Below are 22,890 nucleotides of genomic sequence, written 5' to 3' on the forward strand. Positions count from 1 at the left end.
TTGCTTCTTGTCTCTTTCTTCTTTTCTATTCTTATTTAGTAATTGAAGAATTCGTTTTTGATTCTTCTAATTTAATCGCGCTCAATTCTCTTTTTGCTTCTTCAACAACATCCGGATAATCTGTAAAATTATTGATTACGTTATCTAAAATGTAAGTTGCCTGATAGCTGTCTTTTAATCCGTAGAAATTTTTCGCCATTAAAACCAAGCCTTTCGCACCATAATATTTGTAAGCCGAATAACTTTTTGCCAGTTTTTGAACAGCAATATTTGATGCGTCAAATTTTCCTTCTTTGGTTTTAAAATAAGCATCATAATACAATGCTTCAGCTGCTAATTCTCCTTTTGATGTTGTTAAAAGTTTTCCATACGCCACTTTTGCCTTGTCTTCATTTCCTGTTTGCATTGCAGCGCGGGCAACAATAATTTGCGCATCGGCTTTTACACCTGGATCAGCTTTTGGATTTTCTAAAACTTTCTCAGCCGAAACAACTGAATTATCATAATCTTTTTTGTCATAATAACATTTCATCAAATTAGCTTGGGCGAAGTTTTTATTCTGAGGATAATCAGCACCATTTTCCAAACGTACCAAAACCGGAATTGCTTTATCACAATCCTTAGCTTTTAGGTAAATCTGAGCCAATCTATTCAAAGCCTGTTCTGTAAATTCATTTCTTGGCTGGTCGATTACATATTGATAATTTGCAACTGATTTCATTTCTAAACCATCAGCATAATACAATTGCGCCAAGTAAAAATTAGCTTCTAAAGCATGTAAACCTGAAGGGAATTTGTTTACATAACCTGCAAAACCTGTAACTGCCGCTTTGCTATTATTTTGAGTATATTGTTTAAAAGCAGCGTCATATGTGTCATTATCCAATTCGGCATCTGTAACCGAAACAAAATCTAATGTTTTAACCCAAGTTGCGTATTCATCCACTTTTCCTGAATCAACATAAATCAATCTTGCTGTAGCAACAGCTTCTAAAGCTTCAGGCGTTTTTGGGAATTCTGCAGTTACTTTTTTGAATTTGGCCAAAGCCAATTCGTCGCGGTCAGAATTGTAATAAATCAAACCTTGTTTCAAAATTGATTTTGACGTAAACGAACCATCTTTATATTCCGAAATCAACTGATCATATGTTTTAATGGCCAAATCATTTTTCTTGTCAGTTACATAAGTATTTCCTAATTCAAACAAAACATCATCGCGATATTCTGATTTTTTATACATTTTTAAGAAGTTGTTCAGCTCGTTGATTTTTTGATCGTTTTTTGACATAAAACCATACGATAATGCTTTTTGAAATTGTGCATAATCCGCATCAACTCCTTTTGCGTCAATTGCTTTTCCGTAAGCTTCCATTGCTTGCGAATATTTAGAATTCACAAAACGGGAATCTCCCAAACGCAAATACGAATCATTCAAACGTGATTTATCAGAAGGAGAATTATCAATCTGCGCCTGAAATGAAGTTGCAGCCTGGTCATAGTCTTTCAGTTTGAAATAAGTGTAGCCAATGTTGTAATTGATGTTTTTGTATTCTTCTGTCGATTTTGCGGCAGCTTGTCCGGCAAACTGTTTGTAAGTCAACAAAGCGTTCTGAAAATCATCTGCAAGATATTCCGTTTCTGCTTTCCAGAAAGTAGCACGCGCTGTAAATTCAGGTGTTTTTTGCTCGCTGACGGCACTTTTGAACATTTTTCCAGCTTCAGCATAATTAGATTCATTGTACAATTCTAATCCTCTGTAAAACAACACTTTTTGATAAGCCGCTTTATTTTCTGAAGTTCTGTTTTTCTCTAATAAAGTTAAAGCTTCTTTATAATTTTTTGTAGAAATATAAGAGTCAACTAATAATTTTTCAACTTCAGATCTACTAGAATTGTTTGGATATTTTTTTAAGAAATCAAGCAAAATTCCAGGAACAGTTTGATAAGCATTTCCGATATCATAACTTAATTTCGCATAATTCAGCGCAGCATCTTCCTGAATTTGAGCATTAAACTCCATTTCTGAGGCATTTTTGAAAGCATTTAAAGCTTCTTGTTTTTTGCCTGTATTCAAATAACTCAAACCTAAATGATAATATGCATTTTGCGCAACGAAATCTTTTCCTTCAATAATTTTGTTGAATTGAGAAATCGCTTTTTCGTAGTCTTTCTTTTCGTAATATGCGTAACCTAATTGATAAAAATCGGTATTATTCCATTTTCCTTTTTTTCCTGCGTAAAGCTCTAAATATGGAATCGCTTTGTCGTATTGTTTTAAATTGAAATAACTTTCTCCAATGATTTTATTCAATTCTGATTTTTCCATTTCATTTGATTTAGCCATTGCTTTTTGGCCCAAATCGATTGCTTTTTGGAAATTTCCTAATTTGAAATTCATATCAGCCTGATAGTACGAAAGCTTTTCTTTGTACTTTTCTTCGCCCGAAACTTCATCAAAATATTTGGTTGCTTCTTTATAATCGTCGCCTTCATAAGCCATAAATCCTAAATAATATTTTGCCTGAGAACCAAATTCAGGAGAATTCACTACTTTATTGAAATAAGTTGTTGCTTCTTTTTTCTTTTTGGCATTGAAATAACTGTAACCTTTCTGAAAATTAAACTTATCAGAATCTGATTTGCTCATATAGCTTTCATCCACTTTATCAAACCATTGCAATGCTTTTGGATAATTTCCTTGTTCGAAAAAATATTGTGCTACTTCAATATACGCCTGATTTTGTTTGGTGCTAGTTGGATAATCATCCACAAATTTTTCCATTAACGCATCCGCATTTGGCTGATTGGTTCTGATAGCACAGTTTGCGATATAATAAGCGCAATCTGATTTTACTTCTTCAGTTGGTGCCGTATTATTTTTTACATATTCAAAAATATGTTGTGCCGATGCATATTGTTTGTCATTGTATAAAGCCACTGCTTTATCAAAATCCTTTAATTCGTAAGTATATATAGCTGATTTTTGTGCCGAAACTGTGGTCGAAATAAGAATAATTTGGAGTAAAAAGAACCAGGAAAGTCTACGCATTTTAGTTTTATTTAGTATTCAAATTTATCATTTTATACCGTTTATAACGAAACGTTTCCGGCTTTTATTATAAAAAAATCTTCAACAGAGGATATTTTAGAACACAATAAAAAACGATTTTTAATCCTATAAGTAATATAAGTAATTATAAACTAGGATGTTTTCGCAGATTAACTAAAATGAACTTACAATTCTTATATGGTGCAAATTTTCATTTCATTTTCTAGAATTTTTCTTAAGAAATGATTGAAATTTATTTTGAATCCAATCGTTATCTTATTACTTTTACCAATCAAATCAATTTTATTATGTCACAAACCGTACTATCTCTTAAAGAAGTCACTATATATCAAGAAGGAAGAAAAATTATATCTCATATTAATTTAGATGTTCAGCATGGTGAATTTATTTACATCATTGGAAAAACAGGTTCTGGAAAAAGTAGTTTCTTAAAAACTTTATATGCAGATTTGCCTTTAACTGAAGGTGAAGGTCACATTGTAGAATTTGATTTGGCAACTTTAAAAGAAAATGACATTCCGTATTTGAGACGTAAAATTGGGATTGTGTTTCAGGATTTCAAATTGCTTCCAGACCGTTCTGTAAAAGACAATATGATTTTTGTTTTGAAAGCAACCGGATGGACAGAAAAAGAAGCAATGGAGCACAAAATCGACGAGGTTTTGAATAAAGTTGGAATGAAAGACTTCTTAAACAAAATGCCTCACCAGCTTTCCGGAGGTGAACAACAGCGTGTTGCGATTGCTAGAGCTTTGCTGAACGATCCAGAGTTTATTCTTGCCGATGAACCAACAGGAAACCTTGATCCGCAAACAAGTTCTGAGGTTTTAGAAGTATTGAAAAACATCAATGCTAATGGTAAAACCGTTATCATGGCAACGCACGATTATGCTTTATTGATGAAATTCCCATCAAAAACATTGAAATGCGAAGATGAAAGAATCTTCGAAGTAGTGCAAAGAAGCGTGTAATGCTTTCCATTTTAATTCCGATTTTTAATTACAATGTTTTACCGCTCGTTAACGAACTCGTAAAACAATGCAATTCGTGCGGAATTACTTTTGAAATTCTTTGTCAGGACGACGCATCCAATTCAACAGAAAACATTCAAAACCAAGAAATTAATTCTTTTCCGAATTGTTCCTTTTTTATAAATGAAACCAATTTAGGAAGAGGAAAAAACATCAATTCTTTAGCCCAAAAAGCAAAATATAATTGGCTTTTAATTTTAGACTGCGACACTTTTCCGGCAGAAAATAATTTTATTCAAAACTATATTTCAACAATTACAGATTCTGAAAACATTCATTTTGGCGGAATTATTTATGAAGATAAAAAACCTGAAAAAGGACAGCTTTTGCGTTGGATTTATGGTAGGAAAAGAGAAACTTCAGCTGTTTTAAGCTCAAACTTATTAATCAAAAAAGATGTTTTTCTTCAGTTTCCATTTGATGAATCAATAACAAAATATGGCTATGAAGATTTGCTTTTTTTCGCTGTTTTGAAGAAAAACAATTTTAAGGTAAATCATATTGAAAATCCCACTTTTCATTTAAATCTGGAAACTTCAGAATTATTTTTAGCCAAAACAAAAACGGCTTTAGAAAATTTGGTTTTTCTTTATAATTCGAAGAAAATTTCTTCAGAAGAAAGTAAAATTATTAAAGCTTTTGAACTTCTTAAAAAAATAAAATTGATTCGTTTTGCGGTTTCTATTTTCAAAAGGAATCAAACTAAAATCGAAAGAAATTTGCTTTCTGAAAAACCGTCTTTACTTTTATTCGATCTTTATAAATTAGGGCATTTTTGTATTTTAAACAATCGATAATTCTTCGAAAAATACTTTCCAATTTGCCATAATCTTTTCAACCGAATAATTTTCAGAAGTTAGTTTGGTATTTCTTCCAAATTCTAATCGTACTTCTTCATTTTCAATCAAAAAAGAAAGTTTTTCGGCGTACATTTTAAAATCATTAACCGGAATTAAAAAACCATTTTCGCCATTTTTAATAATTGTTTTTGGCCCAATTGGACAATCAAAAGCGATACAAGGCAAGCCTACAGCCATTGCTTCGAGTAAAACCATCGGAAAGCCTTCTGATCTTGAAGTCATCACGTAAATAGAAGATTCTGAATATTTTTCTTCTATATTTTTGACGAAAGGCAAATAATTTATATTGGGTCTTTTTTCTAAAGATTCAATTTCATCTGTATAAATATCCAGAATCCAATCAGGATGTTTTTCGCTCACTTTTTCCCAAATTACTATTAATCGATCTAAGCCTTTTTCATATGAATTCCGGGCAATCGCGATTACTTTTTTATTTTTTAAATCGGAAGTTTTTTCTGTTTTAATCCAAGAAGGATTCGGAATTACGATTGCATTTTTCGCTTTCCATTCGTTTTGGCTTTCTTCTGAAAGTGCTACAATTTTCGTGAATTTTCGAACACTAAAATCTTTAAACCTGTATTTTATTTTCTGAATTGATTTTGAAATGAAATCTGTTTTTTGAGCTTTTTCTTCAATAAATTTTGAACCATGAACTTCAAAAACAATCGGACTTTTTATTTTGACAATAAACGGAAAAGCAAAGGCTTTCAAACCATTGTCAGCAACTAAAATTACGTCTGGTTTGATCTCCTGAATGGTTTGATTTATTTGTTTTTGATAGGATTTTAAAAACTGAAAAGCGTTTCCGTTTAAAATCATATTATGAAAAATAATCTCAGAATTGAAGTCATAAAAAGGCAAATCATTTTCTTCATTTTGAGATAAAATATGAACTTCATAATTAAAATGCTCTACAAAATAATTTGCCTTAATAGACAAGACACGCGCAACTCCGCCGGCATTTTTTATTTTGGGAACAATATAAAGAAGTTTCATTTTTTGGAATTCAAAAAAGTTTCATAATCCCGAATATAATCGGATTCTTCAAAAATATCGGAAGCCAAAACCAAACAAATTGCTCCTGATGAAAAGTTTTCTAACTCACGCCAAATTCCTTTTGGCAGATGAAGTCCAACGTTTGGTTTGTTCAGCAAATAGCTTTTTTTCTGACTTCCATCATTTACTGTAACTTCAAAACTTCCGCTTAAAGCAATCAAAACCTCATGCTGATCAATATGCGAATGACCACCTCGAAAAGCACTACTCGGCACATCAAAAAGATAGTAAACTCTTTTGAATTCAAATGGTAAAACGCCATCTTGAATAAAGGCTAAATTTCCGCTTAAATTTTCAATTACAGGAATTTTTAGTAAATCTATATCTTGAATTGTTGTCATATTTTTAGTCTCGTTGCAACAAATTTAACCATTGATTTCCAATTTTTTCCAATAAAAAAGGTTCGATGCTTTTCAGTGTATTTTGTTTGCTTTTTTGATACAAATCTTCATCTGAAATTAAAAGATTTAATGCTTCTGTCAATTTTTCCCAATTCTGGTTTTCGACCAAAATACCATTTTCAAAAGTCGTAATCATATCTCTTGGACCAAAATCGCAATCAAAAGAAACAACCGGAATTTCGCATGCCAAAGCTTCTAAAATCACATTCGGGAAACCTTCATTTTTACTACTTAGAACTAAAAATTTAGCCTTGCTCAGATATTTAAACGGATTATTTTGATATCCTAAAAGATGAACAAAATTCTGAATTTTATGATCTGAAATTGTTTTTTGAAGTTTTGATTCGTCGCCGTTTCCAAGAATCACCAAATGGATTTGTTTTTCTTTTAAATCAGATTTAGCGTAACTGGAAATCAATTTATCAAACTGTTTTATTTCGTTTTCATATTGTCCAACAGCAATTATAAAGTCAAACTTCAAATCAATTTTTTCGTTTTGCTTTTCTTTAATTTCTTCAAAGTTTACCGGATTATGAATCGTTACAATGTTTTGTAATTTATGTTTGCTCTCAATCAGCGTTTTCATTTCATTTGTAATTGCCACATTTGCAAAACAATGATTATACATTAATCTTGTCAGCCAGGAATTATTGGGCATATAATGATCGATCAAAAAACTATGAACGGTAAAAATAGTTTTGGCATTATAAATAAATCGGGCGAGTATAAGTTCCTGAATAATCTTGGTTCTGAAACGAAAATCAATAATAAAATCAAATTTATTTTGGTTCAAATAAGCTCTCAAAGCCTTTAAGCGTTTGACTTTATTAAAAATTCCGTTACTCTCATTTTTCAGTAATCCGAGATTCACCAATTTTCCCGAATAAGGAAAACTAACTTCGTCTAAAACAATAATTATATCAACTTCAAATCCTTGTTTTTCAAAAAAAAGAGACAAATTTGCCATTACTTTATCACTTCCGCCTCCGCTCAGACGGTAGCCAATTAAAGCAATTTTCTTTTTTTTGTGAGACAATATCATTCGTGTTTTCTTATTTTCGTATCAAATATAACTCTTTAAAATAAAATAAGATTTAGAACCATTAAGGCATTAAGTTGCATAAAGCTTTTGGCTTAATTTTCTTAACGGAGAAAAGAGAATTAAGCTTATGTTTAACTTAATTTCCTTAATATCTTAATGGTAAAAGAAAAAACATGAAGGAGAATTCATTAGTGACCATTATTTGCTTGTGCTACAACCACGAAAAATTTGTTGTAGAGAGTTTATTGTCTGCTCTAAATCAAGATTATTCTGCCATTGAAATAATTATTGTTGATGATTTTAGTACGGACAATTCCAGAGATGTCATTAAAAACTTCCTTGTTGATTATCCTCAAATTCAGTTTATTGAAAATGAAATAAATCTAGGAAGTACCAAATCCTTCAATAAAGCATTGAAATTAGCCAAAGGCGATTTTATAATTGATTTGGCCTGCGATGATATTTTACTTCCAAATTGCGTTTCATTACAACTAAAAGCTTTTGCAGAAAGTAAATTTAAAAACTTGGGCGTAGTTTATGGAAATGCCGAATTGATTACTGAAAACGGAGCATTTGACTCTTATTATTTTCCGGTTGATTCAAGTAAAAAAGTGATTGAAAATCGAAAAACCGGAGATATTTATTTAAGCGTAATTTCAGGCGGAAACAGTGTTTGCTCCGTTTCTTCGATGGTTAAAAAATCGGTTTTTGATGATTTGAATGGTTACGACGAAAATCTGGCGTATGAAGATTTAGACCTTTGGATTCGCGTTTCCCGCAAATATGAATTTGATTTTATTGATGAAATTTTGATTAAAAAAAGAATTTCAACAACTTCTTTAGGAACTCATTTTTTTCTTAAAAACGATGAAAGATCGAGAAAAATAAATTATTCTACTTATTTGATTATCAAAAAAGCAATTCGGTTAAACCAAACAAAAGAAGAACATAAAGCGATTTTGAAAAGAATACATTTTGAAATGATTCTGGCTTATAAAACTTCGGATTTTAAGTTGTTGTTGAAATATATTTTATTAGAAACTAAACAACGATTTAGAATTATTTTTAGTTGAATCAAATCGTCAAAAAATCATCTAGTTGTTGCTTTTCTTCTTCCCAATCACGCGAAATATTTGTTTTGATTAATTTGACGGGGATTCCGCCAATTAAAATATTATTTCCCCACGAAGTATAATCTTTGTTACAGAAAGAATTAGTCGCAATGGTGCAAAAATCAGGCGTTTTGGTATTTTTCATAATCGAAATCCTGCTTCCGCTAAAATTATAGTTTCCTATAAAAATTGGTCCTGTTTTTTTCTGTTTTTCACCAGAAACAGTATCAATCATATCATGAAAATTAGTATCGATAATCTGGCTCTCAGCGCCTAAACGAACATAATTTCCTAAAACAACTTTTTCAAGGCAAATTAATTTTGCGTTTGAAGCCATTGAGGACATATTTCCTAATTCGCAAACGGCATTTTCGCCAACAAAAAGAAAATAATCTTTCCCGAATTGAAATTTTCCTTTAAAAATTAATTTTCCCTGAATATTGATTTCTGCAATTCCGCGATGAACGGTGTTCAATTCATAAGGCTGACCAAAACCGATCATTCCTTTTTGAATTTTTCCATCGATTTTGATTTCTCCGGAAATTGAAGTGAATTTTACTTTTTTATAAAAGAAAATCGGAAGTTTTTTGGCCGTTTCAAAAGGGAATTTTTTGAAATTAAAATACAATGTTTTAGTCCAGTTTACCGACCAGTAAAACTTGAGTTTGTGATAAAAAGTACGGCATTTTCTGTAACTGCTTTTAATCATTTTTATCTTTTTTTCTTTCAGCAAATGACGTAAATATTTCTTTTAAATTTATCTTTTTATTGATTTGGTACAAACTAAAAACAAACGAAATCAAAACAAAGAGAGCCATCAAGCTGAATTTCAAAATTGGAATTTCGACATATTTGATTAAAAATGCCGAAATACAAATTAGAAAACAAACCAGATATATTTTGTAAAAATCATTTTCAAAATAAAAATTATATCGGTTTTTAGTGATGATTTTCAGTCCGATAAAATGGAAAAAAAAGTAAAGACAGAAACTGAAACCCAAACCTTCTAAACCATAAAAATAATAACCCGCAATATTCATTATCAGAAACAAAATATTAAAACCAATCGCGGTTTTTACAAACATTTTCGAATCGCCTTTGGCAATTAAAATAAAGCCAATGGACCAGGAAACTGCGCGAAAAAGCATTCCCAAAATCCCAATCGTAATCATAGGCAAAATGGCATCGAATTTATCTGTATAAATTACTTTGACAATTATCGGACTTAACGCTAAAAACAAAGCAATAATAGGTGTAATTATCAAAATTGAAATAAAAGCTTGTTGCTCAACACTTTCTCTAACTTTGTCATTATCAATATTAATTGAAGCTAATTTTGGAAAATAATCGGTGCTCATTACCGTGAAAATAATTCCGACGTAAGAATTTAGCAAAGTAAATCCGGCGTTATAAAATCCAACTTGCTCCAAACTGCCAGTTTTTCCAATGTAAATTTGAATTAAATAAGTGGACAAAAGTGTCAAAACACTGCTGATTGTAAGCATAAAACCTAATTTCACAATCGTTTTTCCTTCTAAAAACAAAGTGGATTTGTCTATTTTTTCTTTCTCAAATTTTACTTTGTTAGCATAATAAAATGAAAAAATCAAAGCTGAAAATGAAGCAATTATAATTGTTGGAAGAATGGCATCAATTTTCAAAAAATAATAAAGCGGAATTGAGAAAAGAAGCCCGAAAAGATTTCCAAATAAATTGGCTTTCGCCAAAAAACGAAAAGACCGCAAACCCTGTAAAACTGCTAATTGTCCTGAACTTAATTGTTTAAACAAAACCGTAACTGAAAGTATTGCAAAAGCAAATGTCTGACTTGAATCTCCAAAAGCTATTATACTCAATACTTTTGAAAAAACCAGCGTTATTGCCATTCCAAAAATCCCTGTAAAAAACACAATCTTTTTTACGATTTGAATGGTTTTGGAAACTCTTTTTAAATCATCATTTTTATAATTTTCAGAGATGTTTTTTACGGAACTCGTTTCGATTCCGAAACCGGAAACACTGCTTAAAACGCCTAAAGTCGAATTCAGCAAAGCGATAATTCCCATTCCGGCTGGCCCGATAAAAACGGCAATTAATTTGGTACGAACAATTGAAATTAAGATCGAAAAAAACTGAACGCCTCCAAAAAGTGAAGTCGTTTTTAAAATCTGCTGATATGATTTTTTATCAGACACGAATTAATATTTATTTAAAATTTCGATAATAAAATTCACCTCAGTTTCGGTTAAAACTGGACTCATTGGCAAACTCAAAATTTCATTGTGAATTTTTTCTGTAATTGGAAATGACAAATTATTCCACTCAGAAAACGCTTTTTGTTTGTGTGGCGGAATTGGATAATGAATAACAGTCTGAATATTATTTTTTGCCAAATAATTTTGTAAATCTTCTCTGTTTTCAGTTCGAACAACAAACAAATGAAATACATGATTATTCGAAAAATCCCAAAACGGCAAGGTTATTTTTTTATTTTTAATTTCTGTCAAATAACGTTTTGCAATTGCTCTTCGTTTTTGATTGTCAGCATCTAAATTTGATAATTTCAGATTTAAAAATCCAGCTTGAAGTTCATCTAATCTTGAATTTATGCCAATATGTTCATTGTAATATTTTTTCTCTGAACCATAATTCCGCAGTGAAAAAATCACTTTTGCCAATTCCGGATCATTTGTTGTAATCGCACCGCCGTCTCCAAGACAGCCCAGATTTTTTCCGGGATAAAAACTGTAAGCTCTTGAATTGTGAATTGTGAATTGTGAATTGTGAATTGCGCCGTGTGATTGTGCACAATCTTCAACAATAATTAAATTATGTTTTTCTGCGATTTCATTTATTTTGTCCATTTCAGCCAATTGTCCGTAGAGATGAACTGGTAAAATCGCTTTTGTTTTTGAAGTTATTTTTTCCTCAATTAAATCAGGATTTATGTTGTAGGTTTCTAATTTCGGTTCGACCAAAATCGGAACTAAATCGGCTTGCAAAATGGCTAAAATACTTGCTATATAAGTATTTGCCGGAACAATTACTTCGTCGCCTTTTTTTAGTTTTCCGAGCTCAATATACCCTTTAAAGATTAAGACTAAAGCATCAAATCCATTTCCAACTCCTATACAATATTTTGATTGGCAATATTCGGCGAAAGCCTTTTCAAAAGTTTCCACTTCTTTTCCTAAAATGTACCAGCCGTTTTCTAAAACTTTTTTCAGTTTTTCCTGAAATGCAGTTTCATACGGTTCGTTAATTTTTTTCAGGTCTAAAAATGATATCATTTTAAATCGATTTTATAAAAATCCTGATTGTAAATTGCACAGCCCAATTCTTCTTTTTGTTTCAAAAGACCTGAATGGTAACCGCTTTCATTATCAGCATTTACAATTCCCATATCAAAAAAATGCTTTCCTTTTCGTTTGTATTTATGAATCAGATTAATGAATAAAAAATCGAGAGCGCGCACTTCTTCACCTTTCTTCGAAGTTGCACCGTATTGTGATTTCACCACATTTTCGGTTTCAAAAAGGGTAATTCCTGCAATAATTTCGTCATTTTGGTAAACCGAATATTGTTTGATATTTTTAGGAAAAATTTGTTTTAAAAGTTTGATTTCTTCCTTTGAATGAACAGGTTTTACATTGAATTTCTCAAATAATCTTGGTTCCAGAATTAATTCCCAAAAAGGCTCGAAATCTTGTTCTTCGACAATATCCAAATCGAGATTTTCAATTCTCCTGAAATGTTTCATTTTGCTTTTAGAAATCTTTAGAGGCAATTGCAAATTAACCGCCAAATTCATTTCTTTTCTTTCTGGAATTGCATTTCTTTTAAATAGAAAAAAGTCCATTTCCTGATTTCCTTTTGAAAAATAAAAATCGGGAATTGGCTTATAATGAAAAACTTCTATTTTATTTTCTTTCAAAAAAACCAGAATTTCATCTAAAATAATTTCTGTTTTTTCTGCTTTTAATTTGGAAGAAAAAATCAATCCGCCATAAGTAAGTCCCTGATGTGAATGAACCGAATTTCCTTGTTTATTGGCAGGCAAAACGGCTTTTAATTTTTCATCTTCAAAAATTAAAAGCGAAAAATCTTCAAATCGATCTTTATGATATTCCATAAAATCACGATGAAACAAAAATGTAGCATTTTTTGCCAAAGCGACAAAATCGTTCCAGAGCTGATAATCCTTTTGATCGTATTTTTTTACGGTAAATGTCATTTTCAAATTACTTATGATCGAATGCTTTTAAATTCCATTTGTATTTCACTGCCATTAATCGAATTACAATTATCACTAATGAAGTAACCAGATATAAAACATCGTCATTCAAATTTAATTTTCGCAAACCAAAAAAAACGATTCCGCCTAAAATACAGATTGTTGCATAGATTTCTTCTCTGAAAACATTCGGAATTTCGTTGCATAAAATATCTCTGATAACGCCTCCAAAACAAGCTGTCATCGTTCCTAAAGCAATACAAATTACCGGATGAAGTCCTGTTGTTAATCCTCTTTCAAGACCAATCAAAGTAAAAACGCCAAGTCCAATGGTATCAAAAAGAAACAATGAAGTTCGAAGTTTATCAAAGCTTTTTCTGAAAAGAATAGCAAGTAAATAACCTAAAATTATAACATAAACATACTGCATATCGCGCATCCAACCAACGGGAGTTCGTCCAATTAAAACATCACGCAAAGTTCCGCCACCAACAGCCGTTACAAATGCAATTATAAAAACCCCAAACGGGTCTAATTTTTTGTGCATTGCCGTTAAAGCTCCAGACATGGCAAAAGCCATTGTACCGATAATATCTAGTAAATGAAACATTTCTTTTTTAGGTGCAAAGGTTCAGAGTTACAAAGGTGCAAAGATTTCTTTTCTTAATATACAACTCTCCTTTTTTATTTATTTTTTTACGTAAATCGGACTTCTTTTCAATAAATACTGAACAGATTCCATCCAACTGTCTTTTATTGCCAAAAAGGGTTTACGCGTTTGAGAATATATTTTTGAAGTATTTTTATACATGTCAAAATAAACTGTGTAGTAATAATAAACCTGATTATTTGCAGTAGTTGTTGAATAATCATTTGTTTTGACCTTTTTGTCATTATTGCTAATCGTAGCGTTACCGCTGTTGTATGTAGTTGACGTTGTTCCTGAGTTAATTGTGTATGAAACTTTTGCTGCAACAATATTATCAACGCCCAATATTTTTTCAAGATCTTCAATCGGAGTTGAATCAATATTGTGATAATCAATTCCTGCTTTGCTCAATAAACTGTTGGTTGTTCTCAAATCCTGAACCGTCAACGGAGCAATATTTCCAGATTTATCCAGCAATTTATTATACATATCGTTTTGAGCAAATTTTGCCATTTCTTCAGAACTTTGCTGAGTGTCTGAATTTAAAAACGGAACTGGAAGTACGGCAATTGTATTTTGTTTAATTTCTGTCGCGGCAACATATCCAGAACCTGAAGATGGTGCCGCAGAACTGCTTCCCTGACTCACATCAAATGTTTGTGAGCGCCCGTTTGCAAAATCAATTCGGGCAATTTGCGAAACATCGAGAACTATTAGAAGTGTTTCGCCCGGCAGTGAATATTCGATAGTTTTATCCGATATTTTAGAAACTGTACCTTCAATAATCGTGTAATCTCTTTTTATTATTTTATCTAATTTTTTTCCGCCTTGAGCGAAAGAAAAAACAGAAACAAAAAACAATATTAATAACGCGGCGACTTTCTTAATTTTCATGGTATTTACGCTTAGGTTTTCCTACTCTTTGGCTTTTCGGTTACTCCTTTTTTAAATATTAAACTTGTTAAATTTAAAAAATTAAATCCAAAACGTAGCTAATCAACCATTTAAAACTTAGAATCTTAGGAACTCAGAAACTTAGAATCTTTTTTTACATATTCTGCGTATAAAAATTATAGTCTTTTAAAATAACCCTGATAAAATCACTGTTATTTCCGGATTGGTTTTTAATTCCGGTCACACTTTCAATTTTTGCAACTAATTTGCCTATAATTTCAAAATCATTTTTAATAACTGCCTTTTTGAAAGTTTCTTTGATAATTCGCATGTCATTGTCTGACAATTTAATAACCAAAGGATAAGTTGGTACATAAGCCGTTCCGATATCTTCTAAAATCGTGTGACTTATATTGATATTGTTTTTTAAAGTAATTACGGCTGTTCCCGCTGCCATATCTCCAAAACGCTGTGTTTTTTTACTCGATATTGCGGTAATCAATGCTACAAGCCCATAAAATGGCGGGATGAAAAAATCAATGATACCAAAAAACCATCGAATCAAATAATCGCCAAAACCAGCCTGATAGCCGTCAATTTTGACCACTTTTATTTTAAGCAATATTTTTCCGATTGACTGTCCTTCAAAAACACTTTCAAAGGCTAGCGAGTAAAACATCAGCGGAACAGCAAAAAATAACATAATCGCTCGTTCTGACCAGCCATCTATACCATCCATTAAAATACCTATTTTTAGCCAGTAAAAAAAGATAAAATACACGATCAGCATATAGCCAATTTTGATTCCAGCATCAATAAAATAAGCCCCTAACCGTTCTCCAATCGAAGCCGATATAAAATTTATTTTAACATTTTGTGTTGTAGTAATAGATAATTCTGACATATTTTATATTTTAGCCTTCAATGAGAGAAGTTGCCTTCATAAAACAAAATAAAGAAAAATGGCTGGAATTTGAGCTAGCTATTTTTGGTAAAGCTAAAAAAAATCCTGACGAATTAGCTAATTTGTACATTCAGATGATGAATGATTTGTCGTATGCACAAACGTATTATCCTAAAAGTAAAACAGTTATTTACTTAAACCACCTTGCATCACAAATTTATCAGAAAATTTATAAAACCAAGAGAACGGAGAAAAACAGGGTTGTCGAATTTTTTGTAACCGAAGTTCCGTTACTGGTTTACGAATACAGGCGTTATTTAGTATATGCTTTTATTTTATTTTTTGCGACGGTTTCTATAGGCGTTATTTCGGCAAAATACGATCCTAATTTTGTTCGTCTTATTCTTGGCGATAATTATGTAAACGAAACATTGGAAAACATCAAAAAAGGAAATCCAATGGCCGTTTATGGATCGGGAAGTAATTGGGGAAGTTTTGTTTCTATTACAATGAACAATCTTTTTGTTGGCGCAAAATGCTACTTTTTTGGGCTTTTTGCCGGAATTGGGACTTTCTATATTTGCATGTCCAACTGTATTATGTTGGGATCTTTTCAATATTTCTTTTATGAACAAGGCGTTTTTTGGAAAAGCGTCAGAGGAATCTGGATTCATGGCGCAATGGAAATTTTTGGAATTGTGATAGAAACCGCGGCCGGATTTATTTTAGGCGCTTCAATATTATTTCCAAAGACTTTTTCAAGAATCAATTCTTTTAAAATTGGTTTTAAGAATAGTTTCAAAATCTATTTGAGTACATTTCCTTTTACAATTGGCGCTGGTTTTCTGGAAGGTTTTATTACACGATATTCTATTGATATGCCAAATTGGCTCAGCAGTTTTATCATTTTATTTACATTAGGAATAATTTCATTTTACTATTTGGTTTATCCTTTTATTGTCCACAAAAAAACACAACAATTCTCAGCCTAAATTGACTTAATCGGAAACCATAATGAATAAGATTTTCTTCATTTTACTTTTTCTTTTTTGCTGCAGTTTTTCAAATGCACAAGATTCTCTTGTGACCGAAGAACCGCCAAAAGCCGTTTCTATTAAATATACCGAAAAAGACATCCAGGTTGATACGGCTACAATTCCTTCTAAGACTTTTGAAAAAGATTTCAAAAAGAGATACAAAAGCGATGATTTTGTTTATGAAGTTAAACCTCCTGAAAAAACATTTTGGGACGATTTTTTAGAATGGCTTGCCCGTATTTTCAGCAAAATATTCACGTTCAGCAATCAAAAAGCATCAATAGATTTTGTTGCAATTCTTTTTAAAACTTTGGCGGCAATAATTGTCATCATTGTTATTTTCCTGATTGTAAAAGCCTTAATTAATAAAGAAGGACAATGGATTTTTGGCAAAAATTCTAAGAAAAGAACTATTTATTATTCGGATGCCGAAAAAAATATTCATCTTATAGATTTCGAAAAACTGATTGCAGAAAATATTCAATCGGATCAAAAAAGGATTGCGATTCGTTATTACTATTTGTGGCTATTAAAAGTTATGGCGCAAAATCATTACATAGAATGGGATATTGAAAAAACCAATTCTGATTATTTATATGAAATTCAAAGTCCCGTACATAGAGAGGAATTTACCTATTTATCTTATTTGTACAATTACATTTGGTACGGTGAATTTGATATAAATGAGCCTATTTTCCTAAAAGCTGAAAACCGATTTAAAAAAGCTATAAAAACCTTTAACCATGGATAAATCTATTAAAATTTATATCGGTGTTCTGGTTTTTATTTTCGGCTTGATTTTATTTGCAGGCAAGAAACAGCCAAAACCAATTGACTGGCGCCCTACTTTTTCTGTACATGACAAGATTCCGTACGGATTATATGTTTTTGACAAAGAAATCAAAGGACTTTTGAAAGGACAAAAAATCGAAAGAATTACGGCTGTAACGCCTTACGAATATTTAGATTCTAAATACAATCCAGATACTTTAGTTGAAGACTACAGAATAAAAGGCACATTCCTGAATATTGCTGCAAATGGTGATATTGACGAACAATCTGTAAAAGAGCTTTTTTATTTTGTTTCGCGAGGAAATAATGCATTTTTGAGTATGCGAAGCTTTCCTCAAATTCTATTAGACAGTTTAAAACTTGATGTTCAGAACGATTTAAAAAGACCTCATAAAACTTTGATTTGGATGGCAAATCGAAAAGTAAATGACAAAAAATACATTTTTACGCAGTCAGTTGAGGATTACTTTTCTAAAATTGATACGGCAAATACTACTGTTTTAGGTTATCAGAGTTCAGCAAAAAATGAAAAGCATATAAATTTCATAAAAGTAAATTATCACAGCGGTTATTTTTATCTGCATACACAGCCGGCCGCTTTTACGAATTATCATTTACTGAAAGGGAATCATTATCAATATGCCGAAAATGCATTGTCACAAATTCCTAAAGGAGATATTTTCTGGTACACAAAAGGACAAAATAATGAGTCGGTTTCTGGTTCGCCTTTGCGTTATATTTTTAGCCAGCCGGGATTAAAATGGGCTTATTTGATGAGTATATTTGGGATTTTGATTTTCATATTTTTTAATGCCAAACGAAAACAGCGAATTGTACCAATTGTAAAACCGCTTGCCAATTTAACAGTCGATTTTACCAAAACAATTGGAAATTTATATTATCAGGAAGGCGATCACACCAATATTATTGACAAGAAAATCATCTTTTTTCTTGAAAAAATGCGAACCGAATATTTGCTTGATACCACAAAACTGGATGATGATTTTATTAAAAAACTGCAACTTAAAACAGGGAAAAACGTTGCCGATATTCAGGAGCTTGTCTTTTTAATCAACGAACATCGAAAGAGTTATCACGGAAGTCTTGAAGAAGATTTAATCCGAATTAATAATGCAATTGAAAAAGTTATACATTAGTATTTTTAACCGAAATTCACCAAAAGAAAACATACCAAAACATGGACGAAAATAGCATCACAGAAAACGAAATCACAAATGAAAATGTAAATTTCGAAACCAGACTAAATTTAACGCCGCTTTTAGAACACGTTAATGCCATCAAAAAAGAAATCGAAACTGTAATTGTTGGTCAGCACAAAATGGTTGATCAGCTTTTAGTTGCTATTTTATCAAATGGACATGTTTTATTAGAAGGTGTTCCAGGAGTTGCGAAAACAATTACGGCAAAACTTCTGGCAAAAACCGTAAATATTGATTTTAGCCGAATCCAGTTCACACCAGATTTAATGCCTTCGGATATTTTAGGAACCTCAATTTTTAATTTAAAAAATTCTGAATTTGAATTTAAAAAAGGACCTATTTTCTCTAATTTGATTTTAATTGACGAGATCAATCGTGCGCCGGCAAAAACACAGGCAGCTCTTTTCGAAGTTATGGAAGAACGCCAGATTACAATTGACGGTTCTGGTTATCAACTTGACACTCCTTTTTTAGTAATTGCAACTCAAAACCCAATTGAGCAGGAAGGAACATATCGTTTGCCAGAAGCACAATTAGACCGTTTTTTATTCAAAATTGCGGTTGATTATCCTAAATTAAACGAAGAAATCCTGATTATTCAACGTGAGCATTTATTACAGGATCATGGAAAATTGGAAGCCATTAAAGCCGTACTTTCTGCTTCAGAAATAAAAGAATATCAGGCTTTAATAAAACAAATTAGAGTAGAGCAAAATTTATTGGAATACATTGCCCGAATTGTAGTGAATACAAGAGAAAATGCATTTTTGTATTTAGGAGCTTCACCACGTGCTTCGATTGCGATTTTGAACGCTGCTAAAGGTTTTGCTGCCATCAGAGGACGTGATTTTGTTACTCCTGAAGATATTAAAGAAGCTGCGATTCCGGTTTTACAACACCGTGTAATTGTTGCACCAGAAAGAGAAATGGAAGGAATTACAAGCTCAGAAATTATCAAACAAATTATCGAAACTGTAGAAATACCTCGATAATTATTAATTGTTAATGGTTAATTGTAAAATGTGAAATGGCAATTAACTGAAGAACTTGAAACTTGAAACTTGAAACCTGAAACAAAAAAATGAAGTTTATAAAAAGTCTATATCTCAACAACTTCTTTTTCTATGTGCTTGCTGGCATTGTAGGACTATTTGTTTGTGCTTTTATTTTTCCGAATATTTACGACGCGGTTTGGTTTGGAGTGTTGATTTTGATTACTTTTTTAGGTCTCGATATTTTGCTGTTATACCTGACCAAAACTGGATTTGAAGCAGACCGAATTACTCCGGAAAAATTATCAAATGGAGATTTAAATCCTATAAATCTTGTTTTAAAAAATCATTATACCTTTTCGGTTTCGGTAAAAATAATTGATGAAATTCCGTTTCAATTTCAGGTTCGTGATTTCAAAATTATTAAAACTTTAAAAGCTTCGGAACAAAAAGAAATAGGTTATGATTTGCGTCCAACTGAGCGTGGAGAATATTATTTTGGTTATCTAAACATTTATGTTTCTTCACCTTTGCGATTAATTTCACGACGTTTTATATTTAATAACGATCAAATGGTGCCTACGTATCCTTCTTATATTCAATTAAGAAAATACGATTTATTGGCGTTTTCGAATAATTTATTTCAATACGGAATCAAGAAAATCCGCCGAATTGGTCATACAATGGAGTTTGAGCAAATTAAAGAATATGTTCAGGGCGATGATTTAAGAACTATAAACTGGAAAGCGACAGCAAAGAAAAATGCTTTGATGGTCAACCAGTTTCAGGATGAAAAATCGCAATCGGTATATATGGCAATTGATAAAGGTCGCGTGATGCAAATGCCTTTTGACGGATTAAGTTTGCTGGATTATGCGATCAATTCAACATTGGTTTTGTCGAATGTAATTCTGAAAAAACAAGACAAGGCCGGGCTTTTTTCATTTTCTAAAAAAGTAGAAAATCGTGTTTTTGCTGAAAAAAGAGGCTCGCAAATGCAAAAAATTCTTGAGACTTTATACAACATCAAAACCGATTTTTTCGAAAGCGATTATAGTCGTTTGTATGTTGATATCAAGAAAAATATAAATCAAAGAAGTTTAATCATTCTCTATACAAACTTTGAAACGATGGATGGTTTAAATCGTCAATTACCTTATTTAAAAGGAATTGCTAAAAACCATTTGTTAGTTGTGGTTTTCTTTCAGAATACGGAATTGAATTCGATCATCAACAAAAAAACAGATACCATTCAGGAAGTTTACGATAAAGTAATTGCTGAAAAATTCATGTTCGAAAAACGATTAATCGCAAATGAACTTAAAAAGTATGGAATTCATTCGGTTTTAACACAGCCTGAAAATCTTACTTTGGATGCTATAAATAAGTATTTGGAAATTAAAGCGAGAGGGATTTTGTAAGTTTCAATATTTGTTATCTTATTGTTATTTTACAAAAAGAATCCAATTTGATCAATTTTATAAATTAGTTTTGGAATAAATATGAAATCTGAACAAATTTCAAACTTATCAAAAATGAAAAAAGCAATCTTAACTCTGTTAATTTTATTAAGTTTCAAATCCCAAGCTCAAAAAACAGAAAACATTATCATAATTACTACTGACGGATTTAGATGGCAGGAAGTTTTCAAAGGAATAGATCCGGCAATTGCCAATGATAAAAAATTCAATCAGGGAGACAGCGCTTACATTTATAAAAAATATGGAAGTGCCGAAATCAAAGAAGCACGCAAAAAACTAATGCCTTTTTTCTGGTCTGAAATTGCTTCCAAAGGACAAATTTATGGCAATCGGGATCTAGGAAACAAAGTCGATGTTGCCAATCCGTATTGGTTTAGTTATCCTGGCTACAGTGAAATTATGACTGGAAATGTAGATATTAAAGTCAACTCAAACGGTTATAAAGCGAATCCAAATGTGAATGTTTTAGAGTTTTTAAATAAACAATCCAAACTTAAAGGAAAAGTTGCCGCATTTGGCGCTTGGGATGCTTTTGACCGAATTTTAAACGAAGAAAGAAGCGGATTTCCTGTAATTTCTGCATTTGATAAAGTAGGCGGAAACAAGCCAACTTCAGCTCAAAAATTATTAAACGAAATGCGCGATAACTCGTATAAGCCATTTCATGAAGATGAATGCCTGGATGTTTTCACACATTATCAGGGAATGGATGAACTTAAAACGAAAAAACCAAAAGTACTTTATATCGCCTACGGAGAAACAGATGAATGGGCACATCATGCTGAATATCGTTCGTATCTTGATGCCGCAAACCAAGTGGATAAATGGATTCAGGAAATCTGGAATTTTGTGCAAAACGATCCTCAATACAAAAACAAAACCACTTTATTTATCACAGTTGATCACGGTCGCGGTGATAAAATAAAAAAACAATGGACAGATCACGGTGCTGATGTTGAAGGTGCTTCGCAAATTTGGTTCGCAACAATAGGGCCTGAAATTGCTCCAAAAGGCGAAATCAAAACCGAATCACAGCTGTATCAAAAGCAATTTGCGCAAACATTAGCAAAATTGATGGGATATGATTTTAAAACGGATCATCCTGTTAATGAAGAGGTAAAAGAAGTTTTTGAGAAATAGTTTTCTTTTTTTTTTCGCCACGAATTCACGAATTATTTTTTCCACGCAAAGTTTTGAAAAAATAATTCGTGAATTCGTGGCGAAAAAACCTTTGCCGTTCTGACGCTTTGGAACTTTAAAAAAAATCTCAGTACCTTAGCGCCTTAGAATCTTAGTCGCTCAAAAAAATGAAACAAATCACTTCAGTTCAAAATCCGTTTATAAAATCGCTTGTTTTGCTTCAGGAAAAATCCAAAGCTAGAAAACAAACCGGCACATTTTTGATCGAAGGATTACGCGAAATTTCATTAGCTATAAAAGGCGGTTACGAAATTGAAACGGTTTTATTTTTACCTGAATTGGTTTCTGAAACAGAAATAAATAAACTGATTTCCCCTCCGTTTCAACTAATCGAAATCAATAAAGAAGTTTATCAAAAACTGGCTTATCGCGATACAACTGAAGGCATTTTGGCTGTAGCCAAAACCAAATCCCTAAAATTATCTGATTTAAAATTATCTGATAATCCATTGATTTTAATTGTTGAATCTTTGGAAAAACCAGGAAACATAGGTGCTGTATTACGAACAGCTGATGCTGCCAATTTAGATGCCGTTTTAATCGCCAATCCAAAAAGTGATTTATACAATCCGAATATTGTGCGTTCCAGCGTTGGGTGTCTTTTCACCAATCAAATTGCAACCGGAACATCAGAAGAAATCATTGCATTTTTAAAGGAAAAAAAGATCAATTTCTATAGCGCAACTTTACAAAATTCGACTTTCTACCACACTCAAAATTTCACCACGCCAACCGCTTTAGTTGTTGGAACAGAAGCAACAGGTTTAACCCAGATATGGCGCGACGCCGCAACCCAAAATATCATCATCCCGATGCAGGGAGAAATTGATAGCATGAATGTTTCTGTAGCAGCTGCAATTTTGATTTTTGAAGCCAAACGCCAAAGAGAATTTAAATAATCTTAAACTACCAAGT

General features: G+C 31.8%; 21 protein-coding genes. 10 read left to right on the forward strand and 11 right to left on the reverse strand.

What is annotated here, in order from left to right; all coding sequences use genetic code 11:
* Positions 1-31 precede the first annotated feature (31 nt).
* On the reverse strand, positions 32-3,049 hold the full coding sequence (locus GQ47_RS12890; RefSeq protein ID WP_035649058.1) for a tetratricopeptide repeat protein: 3,018 nt from the start codon (positions 3,047-3,049) through the stop codon (positions 32-34).
* A 308-nt stretch (positions 3,050-3,357) separates the two neighbouring features.
* On the opposite strand from GQ47_RS12890, the gene GQ47_RS12895 reads away from it, so the two are divergent.
* Both GQ47_RS12895 and GQ47_RS12900 read left to right on the forward strand, forming a co-directional pair.
* Positions 3,358-4,041, forward strand: coding sequence for a cell division ATP-binding protein FtsE (locus tag GQ47_RS12895; protein WP_035649442.1), 684 nt, complete (start codon positions 3,358-3,360; stop codon positions 4,039-4,041).
* On the forward strand, positions 4,041-4,898 hold the full coding sequence (locus GQ47_RS12900; RefSeq protein WP_035649060.1) for a glycosyltransferase family 2 protein: 858 nt from the start codon (positions 4,041-4,043) through the stop codon (positions 4,896-4,898). Before GQ47_RS12895 ends, GQ47_RS12900 begins: the two co-directional genes overlap by 1 nt.
* Here the strand turns inward: GQ47_RS12900 and GQ47_RS12905 are convergent.
* The 3 genes from GQ47_RS12905 to GQ47_RS12915 are packed head-to-tail and all read right to left on the reverse strand — an operon-like array spanning position 4,884 to position 7,460.
* Positions 4,884-5,957: a glycosyltransferase family 4 protein gene (locus tag GQ47_RS12905; protein WP_035649062.1), complete on the reverse strand. Its 1,074-nt coding sequence runs from the start codon at positions 5,955-5,957 to the stop codon at positions 4,884-4,886. The genes GQ47_RS12900 and GQ47_RS12905 overlap by 15 nt on opposite strands.
* Positions 5,954-6,358 (reverse strand): sugar 3,4-ketoisomerase, encoded by a 405-nt coding sequence (locus tag GQ47_RS12910; RefSeq protein WP_035649064.1) that lies wholly within the window; start codon positions 6,356-6,358, stop codon positions 5,954-5,956. Before GQ47_RS12910 ends, GQ47_RS12905 begins: the two co-directional genes overlap by 4 nt.
* A gap of 4 nt (positions 6,359-6,362) precedes the next feature.
* Positions 6,363-7,460, reverse strand: coding sequence for a glycosyltransferase (locus GQ47_RS12915; RefSeq protein ID WP_035649065.1), 1,098 nt, complete (start codon positions 7,458-7,460; stop codon positions 6,363-6,365).
* Between the two features lie 173 nt (positions 7,461-7,633).
* Between GQ47_RS12915 and GQ47_RS12920 the strand changes: the two genes are divergently transcribed.
* Complete coding sequence (locus GQ47_RS12920) at positions 7,634-8,533, forward strand: glycosyltransferase family 2 protein (protein WP_035649067.1); 900 nt, start codon at positions 7,634-7,636, stop codon at positions 8,531-8,533.
* 1 nt (position 8,534) lies between these two features.
* Here GQ47_RS12920 and GQ47_RS12925 read toward each other — a convergent pair whose 3' ends face one another.
* The 7 genes from GQ47_RS12925 to GQ47_RS12955 all read right to left on the reverse strand — a co-directional run bounded on the left by GQ47_RS12925 (position 8,535) and on the right by GQ47_RS12955 (position 15,253).
* Entirely contained in the window at positions 8,535-9,281 is a 747-nt protein-coding gene (locus GQ47_RS12925) for an acyltransferase (RefSeq protein WP_238567981.1), read from the reverse strand.
* Positions 9,274-10,767: an oligosaccharide flippase family protein gene (locus GQ47_RS12930; RefSeq protein WP_035649069.1), complete on the reverse strand. Its 1,494-nt coding sequence runs from the start codon at positions 10,765-10,767 to the stop codon at positions 9,274-9,276. Before GQ47_RS12930 ends, GQ47_RS12925 begins: the two co-directional genes overlap by 8 nt.
* A gap of 3 nt (positions 10,768-10,770) precedes the next feature.
* Complete coding sequence (locus GQ47_RS12935; protein WP_035649071.1) at positions 10,771-11,862, reverse strand: DegT/DnrJ/EryC1/StrS family aminotransferase; 1,092 nt, start codon at positions 11,860-11,862, stop codon at positions 10,771-10,773.
* Positions 11,859-12,806 carry a FemAB family protein gene (locus tag GQ47_RS12940; RefSeq protein ID WP_035649073.1) on the reverse strand — a complete coding sequence of 316 codons (948 nt, stop codon included), beginning with the start codon at positions 12,804-12,806 and terminating at the stop codon, positions 11,859-11,861. Before GQ47_RS12940 ends, GQ47_RS12935 begins: the two co-directional genes overlap by 4 nt.
* A gap of 7 nt (positions 12,807-12,813) precedes the next feature.
* Entirely contained in the window at positions 12,814-13,416 is a 603-nt protein-coding gene (locus GQ47_RS12945) for a trimeric intracellular cation channel family protein (RefSeq protein ID WP_035649075.1), read from the reverse strand.
* 78 nt (positions 13,417-13,494) lie between these two features.
* The gene (locus GQ47_RS12950; RefSeq protein WP_035649077.1) at positions 13,495-14,349 is read right to left on the reverse strand and encodes a hypothetical protein; all 855 of its coding nucleotides are present in this window, start codon (positions 14,347-14,349) and stop codon (positions 13,495-13,497) included.
* 154 nt (positions 14,350-14,503) lie between these two features.
* Complete coding sequence (locus GQ47_RS12955; protein ID WP_035649078.1) at positions 14,504-15,253, reverse strand: RDD family protein; 750 nt, start codon at positions 15,251-15,253, stop codon at positions 14,504-14,506.
* A gap of 20 nt (positions 15,254-15,273) precedes the next feature.
* Here GQ47_RS12955 and GQ47_RS12960 point away from each other — a divergent pair, with 20 nt between their 5' ends.
* The 7 genes from GQ47_RS12960 (at position 15,274) to GQ47_RS12990 (ending at position 22,874) form a co-directional block, all read left to right on the forward strand.
* A complete protein-coding gene (locus GQ47_RS12960; protein ID WP_035649080.1) occupies positions 15,274-16,245 on the forward strand; it encodes a stage II sporulation protein M in 972 nt (323 codons plus the stop codon).
* A gap of 22 nt (positions 16,246-16,267) precedes the next feature.
* Positions 16,268-17,041 carry a hypothetical protein gene (locus GQ47_RS12965; protein ID WP_035649082.1) on the forward strand — a complete coding sequence of 258 codons (774 nt, stop codon included), beginning with the start codon at positions 16,268-16,270 and terminating at the stop codon, positions 17,039-17,041.
* Entirely contained in the window at positions 17,034-18,239 is a 1,206-nt protein-coding gene (locus tag GQ47_RS12970) for a DUF4350 domain-containing protein (protein WP_035649084.1), read from the forward strand. Before GQ47_RS12965 ends, GQ47_RS12970 begins: the two co-directional genes overlap by 8 nt.
* A 41-nt stretch (positions 18,240-18,280) precedes the next feature.
* A complete protein-coding gene (locus GQ47_RS12975; RefSeq protein ID WP_035649086.1) occupies positions 18,281-19,294 on the forward strand; it encodes an AAA family ATPase in 1,014 nt (337 codons plus the stop codon).
* A gap of 89 nt (positions 19,295-19,383) precedes the next feature.
* Positions 19,384-20,715 carry a DUF58 domain-containing protein gene (locus tag GQ47_RS12980; RefSeq protein WP_035649088.1) on the forward strand — a complete coding sequence of 444 codons (1,332 nt, stop codon included), beginning with the start codon at positions 19,384-19,386 and terminating at the stop codon, positions 20,713-20,715.
* A gap of 114 nt (positions 20,716-20,829) precedes the next feature.
* Positions 20,830-21,915 carry an alkaline phosphatase family protein gene (locus GQ47_RS12985; protein WP_035649447.1) on the forward strand — a complete coding sequence of 362 codons (1,086 nt, stop codon included), beginning with the start codon at positions 20,830-20,832 and terminating at the stop codon, positions 21,913-21,915.
* 167 nt (positions 21,916-22,082) lie between these two features.
* A complete protein-coding gene (locus tag GQ47_RS12990) occupies positions 22,083-22,874 on the forward strand; it encodes a TrmH family RNA methyltransferase (protein ID WP_035649090.1) in 792 nt (263 codons plus the stop codon).
* Positions 22,875-22,890 lie beyond the last annotated feature (16 nt).

It is taken from the genome of Flavobacterium sp. ASV13 (assembly GCF_000745775.1).
Taxonomy (GTDB): Bacteria; Bacteroidota; Bacteroidia; order Flavobacteriales; family Flavobacteriaceae; genus Flavobacterium.